This is a genomic window from Deinococcus grandis, from assembly GCF_001485435.1.
GTDB lineage: Bacteria > Deinococcota > Deinococci > Deinococcales > Deinococcaceae > Deinococcus > Deinococcus grandis.
The window spans coordinates 1,080,430-1,103,684 of sequence record NZ_BCMS01000001.1 but is presented as its reverse complement, the minus strand read 5'-3'; the positions used below and the strand labels follow the sequence as shown (position 1 = coordinate 1,103,684).

Below are 23,255 nucleotides of genomic sequence, written 5' to 3'. Positions count from 1 at the left end.
GTTATGGCGAAATATCGCATCTGCTTGATTGAAGGCGACGGGATCGGCCACGAAGTGATCCCCGCGACCCGCCGCGTGCTCGACGCCGCCGGCTTCGACGCCGAATACGTCCACGCCGAGGCCGGGTACGAGTACTACCTCGACCACGGCACCAGCGTCCCCCAGGCGACGTACGACGCCGTCGAGAACACCCACGCGACCCTGTTCGGCGCGGCCACCAGCCCCAGCGGCGAGAAACCCGCCGGGTTCTTCGGCGCGATCCGCCACCTGCGCCAGAAGTACGGCCTGTACGCCAACGTGCGCCCCACCAAGACCCGCCCCGTGCCCGGCGCGTACGAGAACGTCGACCTGGTGATCGTCCGCGAGAACACCCAGGGTCTGTACGTCGAGCAGGAACGCCGCTACGGCGACACCGCCATCGCCGACACGGTCATCACGAAGGACGCCAGCGACCGCATCGGCAAGTTCGCCGCGGACCTCGCCATGAAGCGTGGCAAGCGCCTGACGGTCGTGCACAAGGCCAACGTGCTGCCCGTCACGCAGGGCCTGTTCCTGAACACCATCCTCGACCACGCCAAGACCGTGGACGGCCTGAACACCAGCACCATGATCGTGGACAACGCCGCCATGCAGCTCGTGCGTAACCCCCAGCAGTTCGACGTGATGGTCATGACGAACATGTTCGGTGACATCCTCTCCGACCTCGCCGCCGGTCTGGTCGGCGGCCTGGGCATCGCCGCGAGCGGCAACGTCGGCGACAAGTTCGGCATCTTCGAGTCCGTGCACGGCTCGGCGCCCGACATCGCCGGTCAGGGCATCAGCAACCCCACCGCGACCATCCTCGCCGCCGTCCTGATGCTCGACCACATCGGCGACCATGAAACGGCCCGCCGCCTCGACAACGCCGTGAACAAGGTCCTCGTCGAGGGCCCCCGCACCCGCGACCTCGGCGGCACCGCCGGGACCGAGGAGTTCACGAACGCCGTCATCGCCGCCCTGGCGTAAGCAGACACCAGCAGGAGAGGGCCGGACGCTCAGCGTGTCCGGCCCTCTCTCCTGTGTTCGGAGTGAACAGTGTTCGCACACCATTCCACCGGAGTCTTACAGCTTGACGATCATCTTGCCGGTGTTCTGGCCCTGCAGCAGGCCCATGAACGCGGCGGGCGTCTGGTCGATGCCCTCGACGACGGTCTCGTCGAATTTCAGTTCGCCGCTGGCGATCCAGCCGCCGACTTCCTGCGCGAAGGTGTCGAACAGGTCGTAGTGCGGCCCGACGAGGAAGCCGCGCAGCGTGAGCTGCTTGCCGATGATCTGCACGAGGTTGCGGGGCGCGGGCGTGGGTTCGGTGGCGTTGTACTGGCTGATCATGCCGCAGATGGCGGCGCGGCCGTGCGGGCGCATGCTGCCGATGGCGGCTTCCAGGTGCTCGCCGCCCACGTTGTCGAAGTACACGTCGATCCCGTCGGGCGCGGCGGCTTTGAGCTGTTCGGCGACCGGACCGTCCTTGTAGTTGAACGCTGCGTCGAAGCGCAGGGTGTCGATCAGGTGACGGACCTTGTCGGCGCTGCCCGCGCTGCCGATCACGCGCGCGGCGCCCTTCAGGCGGGCGATCTGTCCGACGGCGCTGCCGACGGCTCCGGCGGCGCCGGACACGAACACCACGTCGCCGGGCTTGAATTCGGCGGTGCGCAGCAGGCCCGCGTAGGCGGTCAGGCCGGGCATGCCGAGCACGCCCAGGTACGCGCTGAGGGGCACGCCGGGCAGTTCGGGCAGCACCTTCACGCGCTTCGCGTCGATGTTGGCATGGGTGCGCCAGCCCTGGTCGTGCAGGACGTGCGCGCCGACGGGCACGCTGGCGTCCTCGCTGTGCGTGACGACGCCGACGGCGCCGCCGGTCATGGTCTCGCCCAGCGCGAAGGGCGCGGCGTAGCTCTTGGCGTCGTTCATGCGGCCGCGCATGTATGGGTCGACCGTCAGGTAGAGGTTGCGGACCTGAATCTGCCCGGCGGCGGGCTGGGGCAGGGTCAGGTCCACGAGGTTGAAGTCGCTGTCCCTGGGGGCGCCGACGGGACGGGCAGCGAGTTGCACTTCGCGTGAGGTCGTCATGCGGGCCACTGTGCGCCTTCATGAGAGGCGCGGATGGTGAGCGGGGTGACGTTCAAACTGCTACGCCCTGCCGGACACTCCCGCCCACCCCGGGGAATTACTCGTCCAGCGCGCGTTCGAAGTCGCCGAGCAGGTCGCCGATGTCCTCGATGCCGATGCTCAGGCGCAGCAGGTTCGGGGTGATGCCCAGGCGGCGGCGTTCGCCTTCGGGCAGGGGGCGGTGCGAGGTGCCCCACGGCCAGGACAGCGTGGTGACGACGTCCGCCAGGGACGGGGCGAGCGGAATCCGCCCGGCGAGGGCCTTCACGAAGCGGGGGGCATCCTCGATGTCGGCGCTGAGCATCCCGCCGAAACCGTTCGGGTAGAGGTCCATGGCGAGGTGGAACTGCGGGTGGTCGCTGAGGCCCGGGTGGTACACGGCCTTCACGCGCGGGTGGTTCACGAGGACGTCCGCGATGGCCTGCGCGTTGCCGCTGTGGGCACGCATGCGCAGGCCCAGCGTCTTGAGGCCCTGCATGGTCATCCACGCGTCGAACGCGCTGATGGTGCCGCCCAGGCGCAGCAGGCGCGTGCGGGCCAGGGCGACGAGTTCCGCCGAGGCGCACAGCACGCCGCCGAACGCCGTGGAGTGCCCGCTGAGGTACTTGCTGACCGAGTGCGTCACGAGGTCCGCACCGTGCTCGGCGGGGCGGAACATGGCGGGGCTGGCGAAGGTGTTGTCCACGCTCAGCAGCGCGCCGCGCCCGTGAGCGAGGCGGGCCAGGGCGGGCACGTCCGGCACGGTCAGCAGCGGGTTGGTGAGGCTCTCGACGTGCACGACACGGGTGTTCTCACGGAAGGCGGCCTCGACCTCGTTCAGGTCGCAGGCGTCCACGAAGGACACCTCGATGCCCAGGCGGGGGAATTCCTCGGCCAGCAGCGCGTACGTCACGCCGTACACCCGCGCGTCCGTGATGACGTGATCCCCGGCCTTCAGCACGCCCAGCAGCGCGGCGCTGATCGCCGCCATGCCGCTCCCGGCGACGAGCGCCGCCTCGGTGCCCTCCAGGGTCGACAGGGCGCGTTCCAGCGTCGCGGCGTTCGGGGTGCCGTTGCGGTAGTAGAACGCGGCGGGTTCCTGACCGCTCATGGCCCGGTCGAGGTCGTCCAGGTCCGCGAAGGCGTACACGGTGCTCTGGTAGATCGGCTCGACCAGCGCGGGCGCGCGGTTCGGGCGCGCTTCCTCGCCCGCGCGGGCGGCCAGGGTGGTCAGGTCGTAGGTGGGGGCGGACTTGGGGTCGCTCACCCGCTCATTCTAGGGAGGTGAGCCGCCCCTCCCCTGCGGGTGCTTACTCCCCGCCGGCCCAGAGGCCCTGTTGTTTCAGCGCGGCCACGAGGCCGGGTTCGCGTTTTTCCATGCCGCCGCCCTGTCCGAAGTACGCGGTCAGCAGGCGCGCCCAGTCGCCGGGTTTCCCGTTGCGGGCGGCGATGGGGTTCATGATCTCGGTGGCGTGGCGGATCTCCTCGTCGGTGGCCTCGTGGTACGTGTCGGTGTGGATGACCAGCGGGCGGGGCACGCGCGGGCGATACGGGGCGTCCTCGGCGGGGCGGCCGATCGTCAGCGCGGCGAACGGCAGGACCCCCTGTGGGAGCTTCAGTTCCTCGATGATGCCATCCAGGCCGTTCAGCACGCCGCCGATCCAGCAGCCCTGGTAGCCGAGCATCTCGGCGGCGGTCAGGAGGTTGGTGCCGGCCATGACGGCGTCCCCGATGCCGAAGTGCACGGCGATGGCGGGCCACGTGCCCGACTCCTGCCCGGCGACCTGCAGCACACGTTCCACACGGCGCACGTCGGCGCACACGACGAACGCCTCGCTGGCGGTGGCGATGTGCGCGTTCGTGGTGAGTTCGGCCATGCGGGCGCGCCGTTCGGGGCGGGTGATGCGGATCAGGGAGTACAGCTGCGCGGTCGCGTCGGTCGGGGCGCGCTGCGCGGCGTGCAGGATGACGTCCAGGTGCGCTGCGGGCATGGGCAGGGGCGTGCCGTCCTCGTGGGTCTGGTACTGGCGGACGGTGCGGTGCGCGTCGTAGAAGGCGCGGACATCCTCGGGGCGGCGGTGGCGGTCATCGGTCACGCGGGGCAGCATACCCGCCGCCCCGCCGGGGCAAGTGCGGGAGGCGCGACAGAACGCCACCCTCCCCGCGCGAGGCGGCAGAGGATGGCAACAGGATTCGGGTGAAGCTAGCGGCTGGCCTGCCACGCGAGCAGCACGGTCAGGACCGCCCCGATGCCCATCACGGTCAGGGCCTGTACGCGGGTCTTTTTCAGGTACAGCAGGATACCCAGGCCGGTCAGGGAGATCACGGTCAGGAACACGCCGCTCAGGTCGATGACCCACTTCCAGGCGGGGCTGGCGTCGCGGCCCTTGTGCAGATCGTTCATGACCGCCACCGCGCCCTGCTCCAGGATGGTGGTCTCGTACGTGCCGGTCTTCACGTCGATGACGGTGTCGGCGCTGTAGCCGGGGGCCAGGAACGAGATATCCGCCTGCTGGTCGTCCGCGCGCGGGTCGCTGGCGCGGCCCCTGAGTCCCTGCTGGGCGCGCAGTTCCTCCGCGACGGTCAGCCAGTCCGGCTGGCCGTTCCTGAGCCACCCGCCCGGAAGGGTGCCCGACACGGTGCGCGTGACGTCCTTCGTGCCGAACACCCAGTCCGGGTGGTTCAGGGTAATGCCGGTCAGGCTGAAGAACAGCACGACGAGCAGGCTGATCATGCTGGTGTACGTGTGCGCCCAGCGCAGCCAGACGTTCGTGCGGGCCTTCAGCGTGCGGGGGCGCGGGGCGGGGCGGGCGGCCCGCCCCCCCGCCCCCTGCTCCTCAGGCTTTGCCGAGAGCGACACTGGCCGCCTCGATGTCGTTGTCGGCGGTCAGGGTCTTCTTGAACGCCGCCGTACCTACCGTGATCTTCTCGCGCACCAGCGAGTACGGGCCGTGCTCGCGGGCGGCTTCCACGCACACGTAGTACGTGCCCTGATTGGCCAGGGCGCCCTTGTCGGTCCTGCCGTCCCACGCCACGGCGTACGTGCCGGGGTTGCGGGTGGCGCTGCTGACCGTGGTCAGGAGGTCGGCGTTGGTGCGGTACCAGCGGCGCAGTTCGCTCAGCCAGCGGGGGTTCATGCGCGACTGCTGCACCCACACGGTCAGGTTCCGGACGGTGTTCCCGGATTCGTCCTCGATCCACACGGCGACGTAGGGGCGTTTCACGCGGCCGCTGGCCTTCGTGGCGACCGTGAAGGTCACGTCGAGGCTCATGCCGGTCGGCCACTTCTTCGTGGTGGCGGCGGCGGCCTGGGCGGGCGTGAAGCGGGAGACGGTCAGGGCGGCGGCGGTCAGGCCGAGTCGGTGCAGGACGGTGCGGCGCGTGTGGGTCATGGGGTGGATCCTCCTGCGGGCAGGGTGCCGCCGCCCCGTTAGCGGGCGGTTAACAGGGGCCGGGGGCGACCGCCGGGCTCCGCGCGGAGGTTCACGCCGCGCCACCCGGGCGACGCGTGCCGCTGCCCATCGGCGGTGACGATCAACGCCTCGCACTCGGGCAGGCCCGAGAGGAGGTGCAGGCCCGCGCGGACGTCCAGCACGCTCAGGATGGTGGCCAGCGCGTCGGCCGTGACGCATTCGGGCGCGGTGACGGTCACGCCCGGCACGTCCTGCACCGGCTGCCCCGTGCGGGGGTCCATGACGTGCGAGTAGTGCGTGCCGTTCACCAGGAAGCCCCGGTGCGCCTGTCCGCTCGTGGCGAGCGCCCCGCCGCGCACCTGCACCCGCGCGATGGGCGGCGCGTCGTCCCGCGCGGTGAACGGGTCGGCGACCCCCACGTTCACGCGGGCGGGGCCGGTCACGCGCAGGTCCCCCCCGGCGTTGATCAGGACGCTGCGGACCCCCACGCAGCGGGAGGCGACGAGCGCCGCGCGGTCCACGACGTACCCCTTGGCCAGCGCGTTCAGGCCCAGCGGTCCCGCCGCGTGCAGGGTGGCACTGCCGTCGGCGTGCAGGGTCCACGGGGCGGCGCGCAGCGCACTCACCTGCCGTTCCAGGGTCGCCGCGCTGGGCTGCTGCCCGGTCGCCGCGGCCTGCTGCCACAGCTGCCCCATGGCGTCCGCACCCGGATGGAACGCCCCGCCGCTCAGCGTGCGCCAGTGATCGGCGAGGCGCAGCAGGTGCAGCAGTTCCAGGCTCAGCGGAACGTGGGCGTCGCCGGGCCGGGCCTGCCAGCGGCACAGTTCACTGCCCGGATCGAAGCGGTTGAAGATCCGCGTCAGGCGGTCGATCTCGGTCAGGGCGGCCTGTTCGGCGGCCTCGGCCTGCGCGGCCGTGCGGGCCACCACCTGCACCTCGACCTCGGTGCCCAGCAGGCGCTCGTAGGTGGAGTGCAGCCGGTAGGGGGGCCGCAGGACGTGGCGCAGGATTGTCGGGATCACGCCCCGCATAATGCACCGCTTTTCTGATGCCGGCGTTAAAATCTGCCGCGTCCAAGCAGGCAGTGGTAGGGACCAGAGAGGGAAAGACGCACCTCTCCGGCGGCCGGTCATCCAGATCTGTCCTGGCGTGTCCAGCACACTGCGGCCCAAATCGACGGCGCAGAGAGCCTCAGGCCCGGTCCTGAGGTTTCCCCCACTTGGCCTGTGGCACAGGCCGGAAATGGCCGGGCGTCGGTCAGGCGGGCTGGCGGCTGGCCACGTTGAAGATCAGCGCGATGATCAGCAGGTCCAGCGCCCAGCTGACCGGGCGGCGCAGCCGCGGGTCGCGGCGGGCACGCAGGAGCTGCACCCCCAGCCGCGCGAGCAGCAGCCCCCCGATCAGGTACGGACTGGGCGCCACGCCGCCCATCAGCAGGGGCCAGAGCAGCAGCGCGGCCAGCGCCGCCAGCAGCAGGAAACTCACGGCGGTCAGGGCGTCCGGGGTGGGGCGGCGGCCCGGCTGGTCAGGCGTGGGATCGGGCGGGGTCGTCGTCACGCGCTGCATTCAAGCACAGGCCACCCCACCCGACTGTCCCCCACGCACGGGCCAACGGGTCAGCGGTCGTCGCTGACGATCGTCTCTGCGGTGGGGGCGAGCACCAGCACGCTGTTCGGGGGCAGGTTCAGGCGCAGGTGATGGGTCTGCCCGTGCCAGCCTTCCTCCCTGGCGGTCAGGTCGGGCTGCTGCGTGCCGAAGCCGCCGAACTCGCCGTCGTCGGTGGAGAGCAGCAGGCGGTACGCGCCGCCCTGCGGCACCCCGACCGGGTACACGTCGCAGTACACCGGGGTCAGGTTCGCCACGACGACACTCCACGCGCCGCCCACCGGGTCGCGGCGGATGAAGGCGTACACGCTGTTCTCGACGTCGTCGGCGTTCACCCACAGCATGCCTTCTTCCTTCGTGTCGGCCACGTGCCAGTCGGGGCGGGTGCGGTACAGGCCGTTCAGGCGCCGCACGAGGTTCAGCACGCCCCGGTGGTCCGGGTGGTCCGCCAGGTGCCAGGGCAGGCTGACGTCGTGGTTCCACTCGGTGGGCTGCGCGAACTCCTGCCCCATGAACAGCAGTTTCTTGCCGGGCGTGGCCCACATCAGGGCCAGGAACGCGCGGTACCCGGCGCGCTGCGCGTACCAGTCGCCGGGCATCTTCATGACCATGCTCTTCTTCAGATGCACGACCTCGTCGTGGCTGATCGCCAGGACGTAGTTCTCGCTCGTGCGGTACACGTTGAAGAACGTCAGCGCGTGGTGGTGGTGCTTGCGCCACAGCGGGTCCTTCTCGAAGTACCCGAGGTTGTCGTTCATCCAGCCCATCGCCCACTTGTAGTCGAAGCCCAGCCCGAACGGGCTCGGGGTGGTCACGCCGGGGAACGAGGTGCTCTCCTCCGCGACGATCATGCAGCCCGGCGCCATGTGATGCACGACCTCGTTCAGGCGCTTGAGGAACGCGATGGCTTCCAGGTTCTCGCGGCCGCCGTGGATGTTCGGGATCCACTCGGTGCGGGAGAAGTCCAGGTACAGCATGCTGGCGACGGCGTCTACACGCAGGCCGTCCACGTGGAAATCCTGCAGCCACTTGAGGGCCGAGCCGATCAGGAACATCACGACCTCGTTACGGCCGTAGTCGAAGATGTACGTGTTCCAGTCCTGATGGAAGCCCTTGCGGGGGTCGGCGTACTCGAACAGGGGCGTGCCGTCGAACTTCGCGAGGCCCGCGCTGTCGGTCGGGAAGTGCCCCGGCACCCAGTCGAGGATCACGCCGATGCCCAGGCTGTGCAGGTGGTTCACGAGGTACTTGAAGTCCTCCGGGCTGCCCATGCGGCTGGTGGGCGCGTAGTACCCGGTCACCTGATAGCCCCACGACCCGTCGAAGGGGTGCTCCATGACGCCCAGCAGTTCCACGTGCGTGTACCCCATGAACTGCACGTACTCGCCCAGCCGGTGCGCGAGGTCGCGGTAGTTCATGAACCACCCGTCGTCCCGGCGCGCCCAGGACGGCAGGTGCACCTCGTAGATGCTGACGGGCTGCTCGAAGCCCTCGCTGCGGTGCGCCATCCAGCCGTCGTCGGACCACGTGAACGGCTGGTCCCAGACGATGCTGGCGGTCGCGGGGCGCACCTCGAAGAACGAGCCGTAGGGGTCCATCTTGTCCTCGGTGCGGCCGTCCGGGCCGGTCACGCGGAACTTGTAGCGCTGCCCGTTGCGGGCCGCCGGGACGAACACGCCCCAGAACCCGAAGTCGAGGCGCTGCATGGCGTTGTCGAAGCCGTTGTAGCCGTTGAAGTCCCCCACGACGCTGACGTGATGCGCGTTCGGGGCCCACACGCCGAAGCGCACGCCCTCCACGCCGCCCTGCGTCACGACGTGCGCGCCCAGCAGGTGATCGGGGCGTACCAGGTCCGCCGTGACCAGTTTCTGCAGGTGCCCGTGATCCAGCGGAAGCGCTTCACTCATGTGGGCCAGTCTAGCTGCGCCCCCCCGCCACCCGCCGAACCCGGCGCGGAACATGAAGGAAACGCTCAGGGCCACCCACGGCCGTCAGGTGAGGCGTGACCGGCGGTCCGCGCCGCCTATGCTGCCCCGGTGACTGCCGCCGCACCCACCCCGCCCGACCTGATCCTGCCTGCCCTGGCCGACCTGCTGGGCTGCGGCGCGGGCGACCTGCGCCCCCTACTGCCGCAGCTGATCGCCGCGTGGACGGCAGAGGACGGGTCGGGCGCGATTGCCCTGCGCCGCACCCCACGCGCGGACCTGGAAGTGCTGGGCGGCGCCCGCCCTGGCCCCCGGCAGACCCAGGTCGCCCTGACCCTCCTGCGGGCCGCCATGACGTCCGGCGCGACCCTGAGCGCCTACGCGGACGACGCCCTGCTGCCCGGCGAGGCCCTGCGCAGGCTCGGCTGGCGGCAGGCCGGGCAGTTCACCGACTGGCGCGGCCCACTGCCCACCCTGGACGCCCCGGTCCCGGAGGGGGTCCGAATCCTCCCGCTGGCCGCCGCGGAGGACCTGACCGTCCGGCGGGAGGCGCAGGCCACGTACGCCGACCGGCTGGGCCACACGCTCGTGGGCGACACTGACCTCATCCCCGGCGCGCACGGATCGGACGACACCGTGGGCCACGTCGCGGTGGACGCCTCCGGGCAGGGCGTCGGGATCTGCCGCGCGTGGCTGGACGGCGACACGCTGACCATCGGCAGTCCCGGCGTCCACCCGGCGTGGCGCCACACCACGCTGCGTCACGCCCTGCTGCGCGCCACTGGCGACGCCGCCCGCCAACGCGGCGCCCGGCACCTGATCATGCAGGCCTGGGGCGATACCCCCGCCGAAACCCAGGCCGACGCGGAACTGGGCCTGACCGCTGCGACCGTCACGCCCATCCACCTCTCGCGGTAACCACAAGAGGCGGCCCGCGCACCGCGAACCGCCTCCTGCGTCCTACGCCTTATGCGGATTCCGTTAGTTTCGTTAGCAACCCGGGACAGCGCCGGGTTGCCAACTCCACGTCCGGAACCCGTTTTTCTCCTCCTCTGCTGCGCAGCTCTACGAGTCGCGTCCGCTCGGATTGAACGGCTTTATGAGCCATTCAATCGGAGTCCGTATTACACCTTGACGATCCAGCCCTCGGGCGCCTCGCGGTCGCCGGACTGGATGCCGACCAGTTCGTCGTACAGGCGGCGGGTGACGGGGCCGACCTCGGTCTCGCTGTGGAACACGTGGAAGGTATCGCCGTGCTGGATGCCGCCGATGGGCGTGATGACGGCCGCCGTCCCGCAGGCGCCCGCCTCGGCGTACTCGTCCAGGCGGTCGATGTACACGTCCCCCTCGACGACGTTCAGGCCCAGGCGGTGCTCGGCCAGATGCAGCAGGCTGTACTTCGTGATGCTGGGCAGGATGCTGGGCGACTTCGGCGTGATGAACGTCTGCCCGCCTTTGGTGATGGCGAAGAAGTTCGCCGCGCCGACCTCCTCGACCTTCGTGTGGGTGGCCGGGTCGAGGTAGATCGCGTCCGCGAAGTGCCGCTCCTTGGCCTGCGCGCCGGGCATCAGGCTCGCGGCGTAGTTCCCGCCGACCTTCGCGGCGCCCGTGCCGTGCGGCGCGGCGCGGTCGTACTCGCTGGTCATGAAGTTGTGCGGCGTCAGGCCACCCTTGAAGTACGCGCCCACGGGAATGCAGAACACGCCGAAGATGAACTCCGGGGCGCTGCGCACGCCGATGTTGTCCCCGACGCCGATCACGTACGGGCGCAGGTACAGCGCGCCGCCACTGCCGTAGGGGGGCAGCCAGCGCTCGTTCGCCTGAACGACCTGACGGCACGCGTCGATGAACTGCTCGGTGCTGACCTCCGGCATCAGAAGACGGCGGCAGCTGGCCTGCATGCGCGCCGCGTTCTGATCCGGGCGGAAGAGGTTGATGCTGCCGTCCGCCGCGCGGTACGCCTTCAGGCCCTCGAAGCACTGCTGACCGTAGTGCAGCGCCGTACTGCCCTCGCTGATGTGCAGCACGTTGTCCAGCGTCAGCGTCCCGGCGTCCCACGCGCCGTCCCGCCAGTGCGACAGGTAGCGCTCGTCGGTGCGGACGTAACTGAATCCCAGCGTGTTCCAGTCGAGATCCACGGGCGGGCGGGCAGTCTGGGTGCTCATGACGCCCATTGTGGCGCACCCCGCACGGTGGGGGTCAAGACTCCCGGACGCGACCCCACGGCACCGCTACAGCTCCACTGGCCCGTGCGGCGTGTCCAGCGTGGCGCGCAATTCGACCTGCGGGGCCTCTACGACCTCCACCTCTCCGTGGAACCGCAGGGCGTCCAGCGCCGCGCGCAGCCCATCCGGTTCGGGCGAACCCAGCCGCAGGCCCGACAGGCGCACCCCCGAATCCGGCAGTCGCGTGGGCGGCGGCGGCGTCAACCAGTGAATCAGGGACGGCGCAGCCCCACCCCCCGGCAGTGAACCGTCCGGCGGGACGGTCAGCACCCAGCGGTTCTCCCCGCGCGACAGCGGCAGCGCGTCCGGCCCGGCTGGCACCTGCGGCACCTGCGCCACCCAGTGCACCAGCGCCGGACCGTGCGCCAGCCGCTCCTGCATGCCCGGCGTGTCCAGCGCGAACCAGCGCGCCCGCGCGGGTCTCGGCGCGTCCGGATTCACGGCGATCACCTCCAGGTACGCGTCCGGCCCCAGCGACAGCAGCAGGTTGTGCGTGCCGAACAGCTCATGCTCCCCGCCCGGCTGGAGCGGCACGCGCAGGCGACCCTCCAGCCACTCCCGCCCCTCCGGCAGCGAACGGGCCGCCACCACCAGATGATCCAGACGCGCCCCTATCCCCGCCACGGTCATCACGCCCCTCGTGGGCGGCTCATGCCGACCGGGTCGTTCAGGACGATCGCCGCGGCCTTCTCGCCGCTTTCCATCGCGCCCTGGATGCCGCTCATGGCGGTCGCCTCGCTGGCGATGATCACGCCCGGCAGGGGCGTCGCGTGGCCGGGCAGCACGGCGGCGTACTCGGGCGGCTGCGGGAACTGCGCGTGCCGGATGCGTTCCACGAGCAGGGTGCGCAGCGCCTGCACCTGCGTGGGCGGGTACCAGCGGCCCAGTTCGCCGCGCACGCGGGCGTCCAGCGCGTCGTCATCCAGGTCCGGTTCGCCCAGGACCGTCACGGTCAACAGGTGCCCGCCTGCCGGGGCGCGGCTCGGCACGGCGTTGCTGAGCCAGTGGGCGTTGTTGATGAACCCAGCCTCGGCGTTCAGCAGCAGCCGCGCCTCACGGTCGATCTGCCCGGCACTCGCGTAGTGCAGGTACGTGCTGCTCACGCTGCCGCGCGCCACATCCGCACCGGTCAGGCGGGCGGCGGTGCCCGGATCGGTCGCCACGATCACCTGCCGCGCCTCCAGCTCCCCCGCTGCCGAGTGCACCGTCACGTGCCCCGCGTGCGTGCTCAGCCGCTGTACCGGGACGTTCACGCTGACCTCCAGCCCCTCCGCCAGCTGCGCCGTCAACGCCCCCATGCCCGCGCGGGGCAGCGCCGCGCCGCCGTCCATCAGCATCCGGAAGTAGTACCGGAACAGCCGCGCACTCGTGCCCAGCGTCCGATCCAGGAAGATTCCGCCGAAGAACGGCCGGAAGAACGCATCCAGCGCCCCCTCACTGAACCCCTGCCGCCGCAGGTACGCTGACGTGGACTCGTCCGGCCCGCGCAGCAACTCGAACGGCGCAGGCGCCCGCAACCGCACCGCCAGCGCCGCCACCCGCGCCTTGTCCGCCACGCCCAGCGACCGCGCCGCCAGCGTCCCCGGCAGCGCCCCCAGATCCCCGAACGGACTGCCCAGCGTCTCCCGTTTCTCTCCCCGCACCACTACCGCACCCGGCGCAATCCCCACCAGATCCAGCGCCCCCACATTCACGTGCCGCCGCACCGCCGGGTACGCCGGGAACAACACCTGATACCCCGCGTCCAGCACGAACCCACCCACAGACCGCGACCGCACGCGCCCCCCCACCTCCGCCGCAGCCTCCAGCACCCGCACCCGCTCCCCCGCCCGCGACAGCACCCGCGCCGCCGTCAGACCCGCCAACCCCGCACCCACCACCACCACGTCATACATGCGCGCAGGCTAACAAGCCCCCACCCACCGCAACTGAATCAATGGACGGAAAGTGAAGGGAGCGGGGGTTGTGGGCAGTGGGAAGTGGGTTGTGGGGAGTGGGCTGGCTGGATTGGGGCGGGCACGCGGGGCACCGGGCTCTGGCTGTGAGAAACGAAGAGGGCGGGCGCGGCCCGCCACCCCCCACCCGGCCTCCCCCTCAAGGGGGGAGGAGAAAGGACAGAGTCGATCAGCCGCCCGCGCCGACCCACCCGGCCAGCCGCCGCAGATCACCCCGAGCCGTCGGACGCGCAGCGTCCGGGCCTTCCACCGTCCCGGCAGCATGGCGTCGAGGCCAGACCCGTCAGCGCCCGATACCCGCACAACGCACGAGTAGAACCTCTTGCCCAGTGCAACGTAGGCCCCCCCTGCCCTCTGGGTAGGGGGTTGGGGGGTGGGTCACGCCGTTCAGTTCTCAGCGTCCGGCGTCTCGACCGTGGGCCGCGCGGGTGGCATGCCCTGCGTTTCGGACAGTTTGATCAGCCACGCGAACAGCTGGATGAACGCGAGGGCGAGGGCGGGGAGGCCGGCGAGCATCATGATCCAGCCGCTGAGCTGCTGGTTCTGGAGGGGGGTGTAGTTCCAGAGGCACAGGGCGTTCACGTAGGGGGTGTAGAGGACGCGGGGGCTGTAGAGCCAGACGCTGGCGACGGCCATCATGGGGAGGGCGGCGAGGAGGCCGAACCAGCCGCGTGAGCCGATGTCGGCGGGTTGCACGGTGGGGAGGGGGCGGAGGATGACGCTCCAGACGAGCAGGCTGCTCAGGAGGTACAGGCCCGGCAGGAGGGAGGCGGCGGTGTTGCTGACGATGCTGGCGTTGAAGCCGGCGGGGACGTTCCAGTAGACGATGACGGCGGTCCAGAGGGCCAGGGCGACCCAGGGGTCGAGCAGGAGGTTGAGGACCCGCCCGGGGCCGCGCCGGGGGTCGGGGCGCAGGCGGGGCAGGCCGAGCACGAGGAGGGGTGGGACGACCTCGGCGAGCACCATGAGGCGGGTCATGTAGAGGGCCATGCTGCTCTGGGTGAGGGTCGCGGCGCGGCTCTGGGTGGTGATGAGCAGCAGGAGGACGCCGAGGGTGAACAGGGCGGCTTTCCAGGCGGGCCAGTCCTGGCCGCGTCCTTCGCGGTGCGCGCGAACGTATCCCCAGGCGTACGCGGCGGCGATGAGCAGGGTGGGGATCAGGAAGAGGGGATCTGGGCTGGGGCTGAGGAGGTCGGCCAGCGTGGGGTTGAGGGTGCTGGGCGGGGCGCTCATGGGGTCTCCATGACGTGTTGCAGGTCCGCCTGGACGCGGGCGACCTGGGGGAGCTGGGTGTAGTCCCACAGGACGCGCAGCTGGCCCTGGGCGTCGATGAGGTAGGTGGCGGTCGTGTGGTTCATCTGGTAGTCGGCGCCCTCCACGTCGGCCTTCTGGTAGCCCACGCCGTACGCCTGTGCAACCTTCGCCAGTTGCGGTTCGGGGATGTGCACGCCGACGCCTTCCTTCCCGAAGTAGGAGGCGTACTCGTTCAGGCGCCCCGGGGTGTCGCGGGCGGGGTCGACGCTGACGAGCAGGATGCGGAAGCGCGCCTTCTGGTCGTCGGGCAGGGCGTCGCGGACCTTGTTCAGGTACGAGAGGGTCAGGGGGCAGATGCTGGCGCAGTGCGTGAATCCGAAGAACACGGCGGTGACCTGTCCCTGCCCGGGGGTGAACGTGAACGCGCGGGGTGGGGCGGTGGGGGTGTCGCTGACGGTGCCGGTGAAGCCCGTCGCGGCGGTGCCCTGCGGGTACGCGGTGCCGAAGAACGGGTAGGGGCTGCGCAGTCGCGCGGCGGCCCAGGCGCCCAGCAGCAGCAGGGTCACGGCGGCGACGGCCAGGATGGCGGACACGTACCAGGGCCGCATGGGGGGCGCGCTGGTCGTGAGGTCCGGGCCGGGGGTGGGTTCGCTGGTCATCGGGGGGTCACCGTCATGGTTTCGTCACGGGCGCCTGGATGGTCAGGGTGCGGCCCTCGGCGTCGGTCAGGGTGACGGGGATGGTCTGCCCGGGCCGGAGGGATTCTTTCAGGTCCATGAGCATGAGGTGGTCGCCGGTGTCGCTCAGGGTCAGCGTGCCGCCCGCCGGGAGGGTGAGGGTGTCGGTCATGCTCATGCCGGTCATGGTGTCCTGGGTGCGGGTGACCATCAGCATGGCGTGTCCGGCGGCGGGGCTGCTCACGCCCGTGATGCGGACGTCCGCGTCCCAGGTGCTGCGGAGGGTGGCGAACACGCTCGTCTCGCGGATGCCGGGGGGCACGGCGACCACGCGGGCGTCCGTGACGGTCGCCGGGAGGGTGCCGCTGGCCTGACTGGCCTGGGCGGGGGTCTGGGTCGCGGTGTCGCGGGGGCGCAGCAGGGCGGCGGCCAGCGCGGCGGCGAGGATCAGCAGCGCGGCGATCAGGAGGGGCCGGGCGGGTCCGGCGCGGCGGGTTGAGGTCATGGTCGCTCCTTCATGGCGGGGCGTGCCCGGCGCGGGCAGCCGTCAGGGTGCAGTGTAGGCGCGTGCCCGGGGGGGCATTGTCCCCGCCGCACCGCTGCGGGGCCGGCGGCCCTCATGACGCGCGTGGAACCCGTTCCAAAAAAGGCGTATCCTGAGTGCCAAATCATGCGCAAACCCACCATTCAGGATGTAGCCCGGCACGCCGGGGTCGGGGTCGGCACCGTCTCGCGGGTGCTGAACAATCACGTGGCCGTCAAGGGCGCCACGCGCGAGAGCGTCCTCAAGGCCATCGCGGACCTGGAGTACACCCCCAACCCGCACGCCCGGCGCATCGCAGGGGGACGCAGTTACACCATCAGCGTCCTGCTGCCCGTCCTGACCACCGAATTCTACGTCCGCCTCCTCGACGGGCTGGAAACGGCGTTCCAGGAGGCGCGCTACGACGTGGCGATCTTCCCGCTGCTGGACCGCTCCCGCCTGGAACGCTACCTGGGCTCGCACACGCTGGCCTACCAGGCGGACGGGCTGGTCATGGCGACGTACAACCTCACGCAGATGTTCCACGAGCGGCGCCTGCGCACCCAGCAACCCACCGTGCTCGTGGACGCCTTCGCGGACAACGTGGACTCCGCGTTCATGGACAACGTCGCGGGCGGGCGCATGGCGGGCGAGTACGCCGCGCAGTTCAGCGGCGACCTGTACGCCGTGTGGGTCGAGACCGAACTGGACCAGCTGTTCACCACCCGCGTGTTCGAGGACCGCCGCAGCGGCTTCATGAGCGCACTGGACACCGCCGGGCGCACCATCCGCGCCGAGTACACCAGTTCCTTCGATTCCCTCGCGGCGCGCAACACCGCCGCCACCGTCCTCGATCAGGCGCAGGAGGCCGGGCTGCCCTGCACGGTGTTCGCCTCGGCGGACATGCTCGCGGGCGCGCTGCTGGACGAGGTCCGCCTGCGCGGCCTGAAGATCGGGCAGGACGTCCGCGTGATCGGCTTCGACGACCAGCCCTGGGCCGCCGAGCGCGGCCTGACCACCCTGCACCAGCCGGTCGAGAGCATGGGCTACGAGGCCGCGCAGCTGCTGCTGTCGCGCCTGAACGGCTACAAAGGGCCCGCCCGCGCCCGCCGCTTCGAGCCGCGCCTGATCATCCGGGGCAGCGCGTGAGGGGGTGTGGGAAGTAGGCAGTGGGGAGTGGGTCGTGGGCGGTCGCCTGCGGCCCACTCGCCCTGTTTGAGCCATCCGCCATTCGCCATCCACCATGATCTAGAATCTCCGGGTTATGCCGCGCGTCTTTTCAGGGATTCAGCCCACAGGTGAACCGCACATCGGGAACTACTTCGGGGCCATGCGCAACTACGTGCGGCTGGGCGAGGAGTTCGGGAAGAACAGCCTCTACTGCGTGGTGGATCTGCACGCCATCACCAACCCCGCCGCCTTCGACCCGAGAACGCTCGCGCAGCGCACCTTCGAGATGGCGGTCGCGAACTTCGCGGTGGGCCTCGACCCGAGCAAGGTGACGTTCTTCGTGCAGTCGCACGTGCCCGAGCATCAGGAACTGTCGTGGATCTTCACGACCCTCACGCCGGTCGGCGAGCTGGAACGCATGACGCAGTACAAGGACAAGTCCGCGCAGCTCGAGAGCGTCCCGGCGGGCCTGCTGATGTACCCGGCCCTGATGGCCGCCGACATCCTGCTGTACAAGGCCGACACCGTGCCCGTCGGGGAGGATCAGACGCAGCACATCGAACTGACCCGCGAGATCGCCCGGAAGTTCAACCACGCCTTCGGCGAGACGTTCCCCGAGCCCAGGGCCGTGTACAACAAGGACGCGCTGCGGATTCCCGGCGTGGACGGCAACGGCAAGATGGGCAAGAGCAAGGGCGAGACGAGCACCATCGGCATCCTGGAGCCCCTGGAGTCCATCTGGCAGAAGCTGCGCGTGGCCCCCACCGATCCGGCTCGCGTGCGCCGCACCGACCCCGGCGACCCCGCCAAGTGCCTGATCTTCGACTACCACAAGCTGTTCAGCGACCTGGACACCATCCAGACCGTGGACGCCGGGTGCCGCACCGCCGGGATCGGCTGCATCGACTGCAAGAAACAGCTCATGACCGGCATCACCGCGCACCTGACGCCCATCCAGGAGCGGGCCGAGACGCTGAAGGCCGACCCGGACTTCGTGCGTGACGCCCTGGCGCAGGGGGCGCGCGAGGCCCGCGCGATCGCGCAGCCGATCATGGCGGAAGTGCGCGAGAAAGTCGGCTTCCTGACCCTGTAAATCACTTGCCGTGACTGCCGCGCCCGCGCTGCCCACCCCCACCCCGCCGCCCCCGGCCGGGGTGGGCTTCAGCGTGGCGCTGCCCGCATTCAGCGGTACCCTGGCGGAACTGGCCTCCGCGCTGCGCGCCGGCCGCGTCCAGCCGGGTGAGGTGCCCCTGCTGACCCTCACGCGCGACGTGCTGGCCTGGGCGCAGGCGGTCACGGGCGGCCCGCTGGAGGGCGCGCACCCGGACCTGCTGCCTACTCTGGCCGCCGTCATCGCGCTGAAGGCCCGCCTTCTGCTGCCGCAACCCGAGCCCGAGGAGACAGAGGCGGGCGGCGACTGGTTCGAGCCGCTGGACGACGTGCTGGAGGGCGTGGAGGCCCTGGCGGAACTGGACGCGCTGGTGGGGTTCCTGGCCGCGCGCCGCCGCGAACGCGAGGGCCTGATCCCCGCCCGCGCCGTGCCCGTGACCCTCCCGCGCCGCGAACGGCCCCGCAACCCGCAGGGCAGCCTCGCGAAACTCGTGAAGGCCGCGCAGAACGCCGTGCGGCAGGTCGAGGTGCCCCTGCTGGCCCGCGACCGCCTCTCACTGGCCGACGCACTGGGCGCGCTGCGCGCCTTCGGCCGCCGCCTGCGCACCTTCACCTTCCGGGGCATCCCCACCCAGGACTGGGGCGAACAGACCACCTACTTCGCCGCCCTGCTCGAAGGCGTGAAGGAAGGGAACTTCAGCGTCGAGCAGACCGACACGTACGGCGACATTCAGGTGCAGTCCCACCTGCCGCAGGACTGACCGCCAACGACACAGGGGAGAGGTCGCACTGGCCTCTCCCCACGCTTTGAGGTCAGGTCCGTGCGAACTCGACGGCTGCCTGCACCTGCTCCTCGGATGGGCGGACACCGGTGTACAGCACGAACTGCTCCAGCGCCTGCAACGCCACGACCTCCAGCCCGGTCACGACGGGCCTGCCCTGCCGCCGGGCCTCCACGATCAGGGGCGTCTCGCCCGGCAGGGCGACCACGTCGAACACCGTGCCCGCACGGGCGATCTGCTCGGGCGTGAAGGCCAGCGTGTGTTCGTCCGGGCCGCCTGCCATGCCCAGCGGCGTGACGTTCACGAGCAGGTCGCCGTCCTGCACGTCAGGGGTGGTGGGGTGCCAGTCCCAGCCGCAGCGGTCCGCCAGTGCCCGCCCGGCCTCCGCGTTGCGGGCGACGATCACGCCGCGCGTGAAGCCCGCGTCCCGCAGGGCGCTCGCCACGGCCTTGCCCATGCCGCCGCTGCCGCGCAGCACCACCCGCGCATCCCGGTTCAGGGCGTGCCGTTCGATCAGCAGCTGAATGGCGGTGTAATCCGTGTTGAAGGCCTTCAGGAACCCGTCCGTGTTCACGATGGTGTTCACCGACCCGATGGCGGCCGCCGAGGCGTCCAGTTCGTCCAGCAGCGGAATCACCGCCTCCTTGAACGGCATGCTGACCGCGCAGCCCCGCACGCCCAGCGCCCGGAGGCCCGCCACGACCCCCGCGATGTCCTGCACGGCGAACGCCTTGTACACGAAATCCAGGCCCAGCGCCGCGTACAGGTGATTGTGAAAGCGCGTCCCGAAGTTGCTCGGGCGGGCCGACACGCTCATGCACAGGGTCGTGCCGCGGCCAATGTCCAGCTTGCTCGCGCCTGTCACGACCGCCCCGCTCCGGCGACTGCGCTGCGTGCCCTGCGCTCCGCTCCGGTCACTCCACTCCGTCTCCGTCGTCTCATTCCTGCTCCTTCCAGTCGGCTCCGGGTCCCCCGGAGCGGAATTACAGCCCAAGCATGAGGTTCAGATTCTGCACCGCCGCGCCGCCCGCGCCCTTCCCGAGATTGTCCAGCCGAGCGACCAGCAGCGCCCGCTCGCCGTCCGCGGACGGGTACACGAACAGCTCCAGGTCGTTCGTGCCGTTCAGGGTCTGCGGGTCCAGCACCTCCGGGTTGCCCTGCATGTCGAACACGCGCACGAACCGCTGCCCGGCGTAGTGCTCCTGCAATGCGGCGTGCAGGGCGTCCGGCGTGGTGCCCAGTTCGCGCAGGTGCAGGGGGATGGTCACGGTCATGCCCTGCGCCCACGCGCCCACGTTCGGCGTGAAGATCGGCGTGCGGCTCAGGCCCCCGTACCGCATCGTCTCGGGAATGTGCTTGTGCCCCAGCCCCAGCGCGTAACTCAGGAACGCGCCCTTCATCGGATGATCCTCGCCCTTCTCGTGCGCGTCCACCAGCGCCCGGCCCCCACCCGTGTACCCGCTGTACCCCTGAATGCTGACCGGGAAGTCCGCCGGGATCAGGCCCGCGCCCGTCAACGGCGCCAGCAGCGAGATCGCCCCGGTGCTGTAACAGCCGGGGTTCGCCACGAACCGCGCCGCGCGGATCGCGTCCGCCTGCCCCGCGTTCAACTCCGGGAAACCGAACACCCACGCCGGATTCACCCGGTGCGCCGTACTCGCATCCAGCAGGCGCGCGGCCGGGTTCGTGGTCAGCGTGACCGCCTCGCGCGCCGCGTCGTCATGCAGGCACAGGATCGACACGTCCGCCGCGTTCAGCAACTCCGCCCGCGCCGCGCTGTCCTTGCGCCGCGCCGGGTCGATGCTCAGCAACTCGATATCCGCCCGGCCCTCCAGCCGGGAGCGGATCTGCAGGCCGGTCGTTCCGGCCTCACCGTCGATAAATACCTTGGGGACTGTCATGCTTGATTCTCCATCAGGGACTGAGTGACCTGCGCGTGCAGGCGTTCATGAGTCATAGTCAGGGACGTTCCGGGTTTCAGGTGCGTCCAGAGGTCCGGGGTCATGGGCACGATCCGGATCACGCCGTGCCCGCCTCGCCCGATCACCTCCGGGTCATGGTTCTCCCACCACGCGTACGCGTTCACCGGCTCTCCGGCCCGCTGGAAGCTGAAGACGCTGCCGTCCATGGGTCCCACGTTGTCTCCGAATCGCCGGTAGATGAATGACGTGGTCCGGTCCTCCGGCAGGTGAACGCGGGCGAGCAGGAAGGGGGCGTCAGGCATGGCCAACCCCGTAGCACAGCTGCACAAGGCGGTTCAGGTCGCCCTTGGCGGGGGCGCCCTGTTCGATGCGCCGGATGAGTTCGGTGGGTGTGAGCCACTGCGCGCTGCTGAAGTCGTCCGGGGTTGAAGGTGGGCGGGTCGTCGCGGCGCAGTTCGTACACGTGCATGAAAGCGCTCAGGCCGTCCCGTGGTCCGAGCGTGGCGATCTGCCGCCAGGGGAGGTCGTCCACGTTCAGGTTCAGTTCCTCCTGCGTCTCGCGGCGGAACGCCTGCTCGTAGGTTTCGCCGCGCTCGACGTGCCCGCCGACGCTCATGTCGAGGCAGCCGGGGAACAGGCGTTTGTGCGCGGTGCGGCGCGGAATCCACAGCTGGCCCGCGCGGTTGATCAGGAAGGCGTTGATGACGCGGACGGTCAGGCCGCGCGCGTAGGCGTCCTCGCGGGTGGCCTGACCGATGACCTCGTCGTGCCCGTTCACGACGTCCAGCCACTCCGTGACCTGCGTCACGCGGTCCACTCGGCGGCCAGAACGGCGTACAGGGCGTCGTCCGTCCATTCGCCCCGGTGCCGGTAGCTCTGGAGGCTGGTGCCCTCGTGCCGGAAGCCCAGGCGGGTCAGCAGTCCGGCAACGATGGTGTTGCGCGGGTCGATGCTGGCGTGCACGCGGTGTAGGCCCAGGTCCGCGAACGCGTGGGTGACGAGGGCGTGCAGGGCCTCGCGGGCGTACCCGTGCCCCTGCGCGCGGCGGGCGAGCGTCACGCCGAGTTCCGCCTGCGACCCCTGCGTGTTCAGGCCCACGTCCCCCACGAGTTCACCGCCCGTCAGCGTGACGGCGCGCTGCACCCAGCCGGGCGCTCCCAGCGGCGCGTCCGATACGAGCCCCGCCACACTGTCCGGCGTGGCGGGCAGCGGCCAGCCCTGATACCGCGCGACCTCCGGATCGTTCCGGTATGCCAGGACGTGCGGCAGGTCGTCCGGCGTCAATGGTCGGAGGATCAGGCGGGAGGTGTGCAGTGTGGTCATGCGGTCAGCGTGGCAGAGAAACGGGCGGGCGCGCATCCGCGTGACGGCAGATGCGCGCCGCGACGGAAGTTCACCAGCGCGGCTTGAGGTCGCCCATGAGGTGGTACATCAGAGCTTTCTGCGCGTGCAGGCGGTTTTCGGCCTGGTCGAACACGCGGCTCTTGGGGTGTTCGGTGGCTTCGGGGACGGTTTCCTCGCCGTAGTGGGCGGGCAGGCAGTGCAGGAAGATGCCGTCCGGGGCGATGGTGTCGAGCATCTCGGGCGTGACCTGATAGCCCTGGAAGGCGCGGCGGCGGATGTCGGCTTCGGCTTCCTGGCCCATGCTGATCCATACGTCGGTGTACAGGACGTCGGCGCCCTGCACGGCGGCGAGGTCGTTGGTGAGGGTGATGTTGACTCCGGCGCGGACGGCGTCCATGAGGACTCCGGCGTTGGGTTCGTAGCCGACGGGGGTGACGACGGTGACGTCGGTGCCGGTCAGGATGCCCATGTGGATGTGGCTGTTGGCGAGGTTGTTTCCGTCGCCGATGTACACGACGCGGCGGCCGGTGAGGTCGGTGCCGAATTCTTCCTCGATGGTCTGGTAGTCGGCGAGGAGCTGCGCGGGGTGCAGCATGTCCGAGAGGCCGTTGATGACGGGGATGCTGGCGTGCTGGGCGAGTTCCTGGAGGGTCTGCTGGAGGTACACGCGACCCATGACGGCGTCCACCCAGCGTTCCAGGTTGCGGGCGACGTCGCTGACGCGTTCGCGGGTGCCGAGCCCGATCTCGGTGTTGCTGAGGGTAATGGCGTGCCCGCCGAGCTGGTACATGCCGACGTCGAAGGTGGTGCGGGTGCGCAGGCTGGCCTTCTCGAACACCAGCGCGATGCTGAGGCCCGCCAGGGGTTTCACCGCGCGCCACTCGCCGCGCTTCATGCTGTGGGCGGTGTCCATGACGGCGCGCAGTTCGGCGGCGGTCATGTCGAGGTTGCTCAGGAAGTCCCGCCCGGCCATGACGGGTTTCGGGAGGGTGTCCGGGGTGAGCAGCACGGGCGCGGCGACCGGTGCGGGGGTTGCATCTTTTTTCGTGGCAGCCTTGCGCGCCGCCCCCGTGTTCTTCTGGGCGGCGCTGGCCTGGACCTGGGTTTTCTTCGGGCGGGCGACTTTCGTCATAGGCGAGGAGTATACCCGCTTCCGGTCAACGCGGGATCACCCCACACGGGTCACGCATGAATATGCATTCCGGATGACTGGACATGCAGGAGGG

Annotated in this window: 25 protein-coding genes; 5 read left to right on the top strand and 20 right to left on the bottom strand. The window is 70.4% G+C overall.

Features of this window, described 5'->3' with window-relative positions:
- The first annotated feature begins 3 nt into the window (after positions 1 to 3).
- A complete protein-coding gene (locus DEIGR_RS05525; protein WP_058975975.1) occupies positions 4 to 1,005 on the top strand; it encodes an isocitrate/isopropylmalate dehydrogenase family protein in 1,002 nt (333 codons plus the stop codon).
- A 96-nt stretch (positions 1,006 to 1,101) separates the two neighbouring features.
- Here the strand turns inward: DEIGR_RS05525 and DEIGR_RS05520 are convergent, their stop codons facing one another.
- The 8 genes from DEIGR_RS05520 to DEIGR_RS05485 all read right to left on the bottom strand — a co-directional run bounded on the left by DEIGR_RS05520 (position 1,102) and on the right by DEIGR_RS05485 (position 9,049).
- Entirely contained in the window at positions 1,102 to 2,106 is a 1,005-nt protein-coding gene (locus DEIGR_RS05520) for an NADP-dependent oxidoreductase (protein ID WP_058975973.1), read from the bottom strand.
- A gap of 97 nt (positions 2,107 to 2,203) precedes the next feature.
- Positions 2,204 to 3,391, bottom strand: coding sequence for a trans-sulfuration enzyme family protein (locus DEIGR_RS05515; RefSeq protein ID WP_058975971.1), 1,188 nt, complete (start codon positions 3,389 to 3,391; stop codon positions 2,204 to 2,206).
- A gap of 43 nt (positions 3,392 to 3,434) precedes the next feature.
- Positions 3,435 to 4,232 carry a nitroreductase family protein gene (locus DEIGR_RS05510; protein ID WP_058975969.1) on the bottom strand — a complete coding sequence of 266 codons (798 nt, stop codon included), beginning with the start codon at positions 4,230 to 4,232 and terminating at the stop codon, positions 3,435 to 3,437.
- A gap of 95 nt (positions 4,233 to 4,327) precedes the next feature.
- Positions 4,328 to 4,984 carry a PepSY-associated TM helix domain-containing protein gene (locus DEIGR_RS05505; protein WP_236704664.1) on the bottom strand — a complete coding sequence of 219 codons (657 nt, stop codon included), beginning with the start codon at positions 4,982 to 4,984 and terminating at the stop codon, positions 4,328 to 4,330.
- Positions 4,962 to 5,516, bottom strand: a complete 555-nt coding sequence (locus DEIGR_RS05500; protein WP_058975967.1) for a DUF2271 domain-containing protein — start codon at positions 5,514 to 5,516, stop codon at positions 4,962 to 4,964. Before DEIGR_RS05500 ends, DEIGR_RS05505 begins: the two co-directional genes overlap by 23 nt.
- A gap of 38 nt (positions 5,517 to 5,554) precedes the next feature.
- On the bottom strand, positions 5,555 to 6,568 hold the full coding sequence (locus tag DEIGR_RS05495) for an FAD:protein FMN transferase (RefSeq protein WP_083523936.1): 1,014 nt from the start codon (positions 6,566 to 6,568) through the stop codon (positions 5,555 to 5,557).
- A 226-nt stretch (positions 6,569 to 6,794) separates the two neighbouring features.
- Positions 6,795 to 7,094 (bottom strand): hypothetical protein, encoded by a 300-nt coding sequence (locus tag DEIGR_RS05490; RefSeq protein WP_236704662.1) that lies wholly within the window; start codon positions 7,092 to 7,094, stop codon positions 6,795 to 6,797.
- Positions 7,095 to 7,153: 59 nt separating this feature from the next.
- A complete protein-coding gene (locus tag DEIGR_RS05485) occupies positions 7,154 to 9,049 on the bottom strand; it encodes a 1,4-alpha-glucan branching enzyme (protein ID WP_058975963.1) in 1,896 nt (631 codons plus the stop codon).
- A 129-nt stretch (positions 9,050 to 9,178) separates the two neighbouring features.
- Here DEIGR_RS05485 and DEIGR_RS05480 point away from each other — a divergent pair, with 129 nt between their 5' ends.
- On the top strand, positions 9,179 to 9,985 hold the full coding sequence (locus DEIGR_RS05480; protein ID WP_058975961.1) for a hypothetical protein: 807 nt from the start codon (positions 9,179 to 9,181) through the stop codon (positions 9,983 to 9,985).
- 206 nt (positions 9,986 to 10,191) lie between these two features.
- Here the strand turns inward: DEIGR_RS05480 and DEIGR_RS05475 are convergent, their stop codons facing one another.
- From DEIGR_RS05475 to DEIGR_RS05450, 6 genes are all read right to left on the bottom strand, one after another.
- The gene (locus DEIGR_RS05475; protein ID WP_058975959.1) at positions 10,192 to 11,232 is read right to left on the bottom strand and encodes a branched-chain amino acid aminotransferase; all 1,041 of its coding nucleotides are present in this window, start codon (positions 11,230 to 11,232) and stop codon (positions 10,192 to 10,194) included.
- A 66-nt stretch (positions 11,233 to 11,298) separates the two neighbouring features.
- Positions 11,299 to 11,922: a VOC family protein gene (locus DEIGR_RS05470; protein WP_058975957.1), complete on the bottom strand. Its 624-nt coding sequence runs from the start codon at positions 11,920 to 11,922 to the stop codon at positions 11,299 to 11,301.
- Positions 11,922 to 13,187 carry an NAD(P)/FAD-dependent oxidoreductase gene (locus DEIGR_RS05465; RefSeq protein WP_058975955.1) on the bottom strand — a complete coding sequence of 422 codons (1,266 nt, stop codon included), beginning with the start codon at positions 13,185 to 13,187 and terminating at the stop codon, positions 11,922 to 11,924. Before DEIGR_RS05465 ends, DEIGR_RS05470 begins: the two co-directional genes overlap by 1 nt.
- A 447-nt stretch (positions 13,188 to 13,634) precedes the next feature.
- Positions 13,635 to 14,480: a cytochrome c oxidase assembly protein gene (locus DEIGR_RS05460; protein WP_058975953.1), complete on the bottom strand. Its 846-nt coding sequence runs from the start codon at positions 14,478 to 14,480 to the stop codon at positions 13,635 to 13,637.
- The gene (locus DEIGR_RS05455) at positions 14,477 to 15,160 is read right to left on the bottom strand and encodes an SCO family protein (protein WP_058975951.1); all 684 of its coding nucleotides are present in this window, start codon (positions 15,158 to 15,160) and stop codon (positions 14,477 to 14,479) included. The genes DEIGR_RS05460 and DEIGR_RS05455 overlap by 4 nt, the downstream gene beginning before the upstream one ends.
- A gap of 13 nt (positions 15,161 to 15,173) precedes the next feature.
- Positions 15,174 to 15,683 carry a copper chaperone PCu(A)C gene (locus tag DEIGR_RS05450; protein ID WP_058975950.1) on the bottom strand — a complete coding sequence of 170 codons (510 nt, stop codon included), beginning with the start codon at positions 15,681 to 15,683 and terminating at the stop codon, positions 15,174 to 15,176.
- A 165-nt stretch (positions 15,684 to 15,848) separates the two neighbouring features.
- Here DEIGR_RS05450 and DEIGR_RS05445 point away from each other — a divergent pair, with 165 nt between their 5' ends.
- The 3 genes from DEIGR_RS05445 to DEIGR_RS05435 all read left to right on the top strand — a co-directional run bounded on the left by DEIGR_RS05445 (position 15,849) and on the right by DEIGR_RS05435 (position 18,742).
- On the top strand, positions 15,849 to 16,850 hold the full coding sequence (locus DEIGR_RS05445) for a LacI family DNA-binding transcriptional regulator (RefSeq protein ID WP_058975948.1): 1,002 nt from the start codon (positions 15,849 to 15,851) through the stop codon (positions 16,848 to 16,850).
- Positions 16,851 to 16,965: 115 nt separating this feature from the next.
- The gene (trpS, locus tag DEIGR_RS05440; protein ID WP_058975946.1) at positions 16,966 to 17,964 is read left to right on the top strand and encodes a tryptophan--tRNA ligase; all 999 of its coding nucleotides are present in this window, start codon (positions 16,966 to 16,968) and stop codon (positions 17,962 to 17,964) included.
- 10 nt (positions 17,965 to 17,974) lie between these two features.
- Entirely contained in the window at positions 17,975 to 18,742 is a 768-nt protein-coding gene (locus DEIGR_RS05435; protein WP_236704661.1) for a segregation and condensation protein A, read from the top strand.
- Positions 18,743 to 18,794: 52 nt separating this feature from the next.
- On the opposite strand, the gene DEIGR_RS05430 is transcribed toward DEIGR_RS05435, so the two are convergent.
- The 6 genes from DEIGR_RS05430 to argF all read right to left on the bottom strand — a co-directional run bounded on the left by DEIGR_RS05430 (position 18,795) and on the right by argF (position 23,002).
- Positions 18,795 to 19,628, bottom strand: a complete 834-nt coding sequence (locus DEIGR_RS05430; protein WP_236704660.1) for a shikimate 5-dehydrogenase — start codon at positions 19,626 to 19,628, stop codon at positions 18,795 to 18,797.
- Positions 19,629 to 19,746: 118 nt separating this feature from the next.
- The gene (gene argC, locus DEIGR_RS05425) at positions 19,747 to 20,664 is read right to left on the bottom strand and encodes an N-acetyl-gamma-glutamyl-phosphate reductase (RefSeq protein ID WP_058975941.1); all 918 of its coding nucleotides are present in this window, start codon (positions 20,662 to 20,664) and stop codon (positions 19,747 to 19,749) included.
- Positions 20,661 to 20,849 carry a hypothetical protein gene (locus tag DEIGR_RS21260; RefSeq protein ID WP_236704659.1) on the bottom strand — a complete coding sequence of 63 codons (189 nt, stop codon included), beginning with the start codon at positions 20,847 to 20,849 and terminating at the stop codon, positions 20,661 to 20,663. The genes argC and DEIGR_RS21260 overlap by 4 nt, the downstream gene beginning before the upstream one ends.
- On the bottom strand, positions 20,846 to 21,493 hold the full coding sequence (locus DEIGR_RS19595) for an NUDIX hydrolase (protein ID WP_236704658.1): 648 nt from the start codon (positions 21,491 to 21,493) through the stop codon (positions 20,846 to 20,848). The genes DEIGR_RS21260 and DEIGR_RS19595 overlap by 4 nt, the downstream gene beginning before the upstream one ends.
- Positions 21,490 to 22,008, bottom strand: a complete 519-nt coding sequence (locus DEIGR_RS05415; RefSeq protein WP_058975937.1) for a GNAT family N-acetyltransferase — start codon at positions 22,006 to 22,008, stop codon at positions 21,490 to 21,492. The genes DEIGR_RS19595 and DEIGR_RS05415 overlap by 4 nt, the downstream gene beginning before the upstream one ends.
- Positions 22,009 to 22,078: 70 nt before the next feature.
- Positions 22,079 to 23,002, bottom strand: a complete 924-nt coding sequence (gene argF / locus DEIGR_RS05410; RefSeq protein ID WP_058978544.1) for an ornithine carbamoyltransferase — start codon at positions 23,000 to 23,002, stop codon at positions 22,079 to 22,081.
- Positions 23,003 to 23,255: the final 253 nt, after the last annotated feature.